This is a genomic window from Mesorhizobium sp. M7A.F.Ca.CA.004.04.2.1 (assembly GCF_004022825.1).
In the GTDB taxonomy this organism is placed as follows: Bacteria; Pseudomonadota; Alphaproteobacteria; order Rhizobiales; family Rhizobiaceae; genus Mesorhizobium.
Map to the genome: position 1 here is coordinate 1 of NZ_RZPH01000608.1, position 3743 is coordinate 3743.

Sequence of the window (3743 nt, forward strand, 5' to 3'; positions counted from 1 at the left end):
GTGTAGATCTCGCCCTTGAAGTCGAGCACGCCGATCATTTCGCGGCCGGTAGACTTGTTGAATTCCTCGACCTCCGGCATCGGCTCGGTCAGCAGATACATGTGCTCCATGGCCAGCACCGGCAGTTCGACGCCGACCATGCGGCCGATCTCGCGCGCCCACAGGCCGCCGCAATTGACGACATGCTCGGCCTTCACCGTGCCCTGTTCGGTGACGACGTTCCAGGTGCCGTCGACCTCCTGTGTCAGTTCCACAACGCGATTGCGCAGCACGATCTCGGCGCCGAGTTTTTTCGCCGCCTTGGAATAGGCGATGGTGGTGCCCGACGGATCGAGATGGCCTTCGACCGGGTCCCACATGGCGCCGACGAAGTTGGTCTCGTCCATCAGCGGGAACATCGCCTTGGCTTCGGAAGGGGTGATCAGCTCTGTGTCCATGCCGAGATAGCGGCCCTTGGCGTGGGCCAGCCGCAGGAAGTCCATGCGCTCGGGCGTGTCGGCCATCATCACGCCGCCGGTCAGGTGCAGGGAGCAGGACTGGCCGGATATTTCCTCGATCTCCTTGTAGAGCTGCACCGTATAGGCCTGCAGCTTGGCGACGTTGGGGTCGCCGTTCAGCGTGTGGAAGCCGCCCGCGGCGTGCCAGGACGAGCCGGAGGTGAGCTCCGAGCGCTCGATCAGCATGATGTCGGTCCAGCCGGCCTTGGCCAGGTGGTAGAGAACCGAGCAGCCGACGACGCCGCCGCCGATAACAACCGCTTTTACGTGAGATTTCATCTAGATAGGTCCGTTTTTGAAGAGATTGAATCGGGTGAGTGAGGCGTGAAGACAAAGCGGAGGTCGGGTGCCGTGATGTTCTCGGCTAGCCTGCCATCGAGCGCGGCGAGGATGGTTTCACAAACCGAAGTACGATGCTTCAAGACTTCATGGCTCCAAACACGCAGGATCGAATAGCCCTGGGCATGCATGAAATCGTCGCGGCGGCGGTCATAGGAACAGTCGGCGTGTTGATGTCCGTCGACTTCCACGACGAGCCATTTTTCGCGGCAAGCGAAGTCTGCGTAGTATGGTCCGATAGAGAACTGTCGCGTGAACTTGTAGCCGCCAAGTTTGCGGGCTTTTAACTCAAGCCAAAGCAGCGCTTCGGCCTGGTTGTCACCTTGCCTGAGTTTTCGGGCTCGCTGGGTGATGCCCGTTTTGCGGCGGCTGCGTGTTGCGGGGCGGGCTTCCCCCACTCCGTCTCGGCTTCGCCGAGCCACCTCTCCCCCCTCCGGAGGGAGAGGAAGGAGCCCGCCTTGCTAAGCTCGCACCCTTCCTCTACCCCGTCGATCGGGGGAGAGGTGGCTCGGCGAAGCCGAGACGGAGTGGGGGTCGACCTGCGCGGGCGTCTTCAATTCGGACCGGCTTCGCCGTCTGCCATGTTATGATCCGACCTCGATCACAGCCTTGATCAGGCCCGATTTCTCATGTGCCCAACGAGCCAGATCGCGCGGCGTGCCGGCGAGTGTGGTGCGGTGTGTGACGAGCTTGGCCAGGGGAACGGCGCCGTTGCGGATCGAGGCGGCGACGTGATCGAAGTCGGCGCGCAAGGCGTTGCGGCTGCCGATCAGCGTCATCTCGCGCTTGTGGAATTCCGGATCGGAAAAGCTGATGTCGTCCTTGACAACAGAGACCAGTACCAAGGTGCCGCCATGCGCGACATGGGCAAAGGCCGACTGCACCGACTGGGTGTTGCCGGTGGCGTCGAAGACCACATCGAAGCCTTCGCCTGATGTCGCTTGCCTGACCAGATCGGGCACCGCGCCGCGCGAGCCGTCGAGGGTCTGGAAACCAAGCTCATTTGCGGCGAAGGCGAGCCTTTCACTGCTCATGTCGAGCAGCGTCACGTCGAGTTCGGCGATGCGGGCGAAGATGGCGGTGCCGAGCCCGATCGGGCCGGCGCCGATGACCAGCGTGCGGGCGCCGGGGTCGGCGCGGGCGCGCCGCACGGCATGCGCGCCGATGGCCAGGAACTCGACTGCGGCGGCGTCGGCCAGCGACAGGCCGTTGGCCGGATAGAGATTTTGCGCCGGCACCAGGATCTGTTCGCACATGGCGCCGTCGCGATGCACGCCCAGCACCTCGATCCTGAGGCAGCAATTGGGCTTGCCGTGCCGGCAGGCGATGCACTTGCCGCAGGAAAGATAGGGGTTGATCACCACGGGCTCACCAACGGCAAGATCGACGCCGTCGCCGGTCTCGACGATCGTTCCCGACACCTCATGGCCCATGATGCGAGGATAGGCGAGGAACGGGTGCTTGCCCTCGAAAATGTGGTAGTCGGTGCCGCAGATGCCGACATGGCTGACCGCCACCAGCGCCCAGCCGGGAGGCGGTGCCTCTGGTGCGGGCCGGTCTTCAAGGACGAGATCGCCGGGCGAACGGCAGAGGACGGCTTTCATGCGCTAATCCAGTCATGAAATCGCCGGCCCGTTGGTGTGGCGGGCCGGCGGTTGATTGCGGGATCGCTACTTGCCGCGGCGGCGCAGGCCGTCGAAGTAGACGATGATGATGATCAGCGCGCCGGTGATGATGCGCTGCCAGAACGAATTGACGTTGAGCAGGTTGGCGCCGTTGTTGATGGTGGCCAGGATGAAGGCGCCGAGCAGCGGCCCATGCACCGAGCCGACGGCGCCGAACAGCGAGGTGCCGCCGATGACCGAAGACGCGATCGCCTGCAGTTCCCAGCCCTCGGCCTGCGTCGGGTTGCCGATGCCGATGCGGGCGGCCAGCAGCACGCCGACAAAGGCGGCGCACAGGCCCGACAGCGTGTAGGCCATGTAGATGGTGCGCTGGACATTGACGCCGGACAGACGCGAAGCCTCGGCGTTGGAGCCGACCGAAAACAGGTATCGGCCCCAGCGGCTGTGGTGCAGGAAGATATAGGCCGGAATGCCGACCAGGATCACCATCCAGAACAGGTTGGGGATGCCGATGAAGGAATTGCGCGAGAAGGCGGTGAAGGTGTCGCTGTTGATGTTGATCGAATTGCCGTTGGTCATCAAAAGGCCGATGCCGCGCAGCGAGGTCAGCGTTGCCAGCGTGATGATGAAGGGTGGCAGGCCCATCTTGACGATGCCGAAGCCGTGGAACATGCCGATGGCGACGCCGACCAGCAGCGTCACCAGAATGGCGAGCCAGATGGGGAAGCCGGCATTGATCATCATGGCCACGACCACCGTGGCGAAACCGACCACGGCGCCGACCGACAGGTCGATGCCGCCGGTGATGATGACGAAGGTCTGGCCGACCGCCATGATGGCGATCATCGAGCCCTGGCGCAAGAGATTGGCCATGTTGTTGGCGGAGGCGAAGCTCGTCGTCGCCACGGAGAGAAGAATCCAGAGCAGAACCAGCAGCGCCAAAAGCGTCAGCCCAAACAGGACGTTGTAGTTGCGCTTCGGTTTTTCGACGGCGATCGCCTCGGTGCTCATATCTGTCCTCCCAGCTTTTCTTGTTTCTCGGCGAGCGCCTGAGTGAGAATATCCTCGTGGCTGGCGGCGTGAAAACCGTGCGTCGCCACCAGTTTGCCGCGCCGGAACACATGCAGCGTGTCGGCGAGTTCATAGACTTCCGGCAGATAGGACGAGATCAGGATGATGCCGGCGCCCTTTGACAAAAGTGCGCTGAACAGGCGGTAGATCTCGGCCTTGGTGCCGACATCGACGCCGACCGTCGGTTCGTCGAAGATGAACAGCTTGGCGC

The 3743-nt window shown here is 63.2% G+C and carries 4 protein-coding genes and 1 pseudogene; all 5 read right to left on the bottom strand.

The window, feature by feature from the left end; all coding sequences use genetic code 11:
* On the bottom strand, positions 1-776 hold a 776-nt coding region (locus EN893_RS23620; RefSeq protein ID WP_164898253.1), incomplete at its 3' end, for an FAD-binding oxidoreductase.
* Positions 773-1234 carry a DUF559 domain-containing protein gene (locus EN893_RS23625; protein WP_245477105.1) on the bottom strand — a complete coding sequence of 154 codons (462 nt, stop codon included), beginning with the start codon at positions 1232-1234 and terminating at the stop codon, positions 773-775. The genes EN893_RS23620 and EN893_RS23625, both read right to left, overlap by 4 nt.
* Before the next feature lie 186 nt (positions 1235-1420).
* Positions 1421-2440 (bottom strand): zinc-binding alcohol dehydrogenase family protein, encoded by a 1020-nt coding sequence (locus tag EN893_RS23630; protein WP_127272464.1) that lies wholly within the window; start codon positions 2438-2440, stop codon positions 1421-1423.
* A 66-nt stretch (positions 2441-2506) separates the two neighbouring features.
* Positions 2507-3472 (bottom strand): ABC transporter permease, encoded by a 966-nt coding sequence (locus tag EN893_RS23635; RefSeq protein ID WP_023812479.1) that lies wholly within the window; start codon positions 3470-3472, stop codon positions 2507-2509.
* Positions 3469-3743 (bottom strand): annotated as a pseudogene (locus tag EN893_RS23640) (sugar ABC transporter ATP-binding protein); the annotation flags it as partial. The gene EN893_RS23635 and the pseudogene EN893_RS23640, both read right to left, overlap by 4 nt.

Excerpts from the sequence above, each read along its gene's own strand:
- EN893_RS23630 (WP_127272464.1), bottom strand. The coding sequence starts at position 2,440 with ATGAAAGCCGTCCTCTGCCGTTCGCCCGGCGATCTCGTCCTTGAAGAC.
- EN893_RS23635 (WP_023812479.1), bottom strand. The coding sequence starts at position 3,472 with ATGAGCACCGAGGCGATCGCCGTCGAAAAACCGAAGCGCAACTACAAC.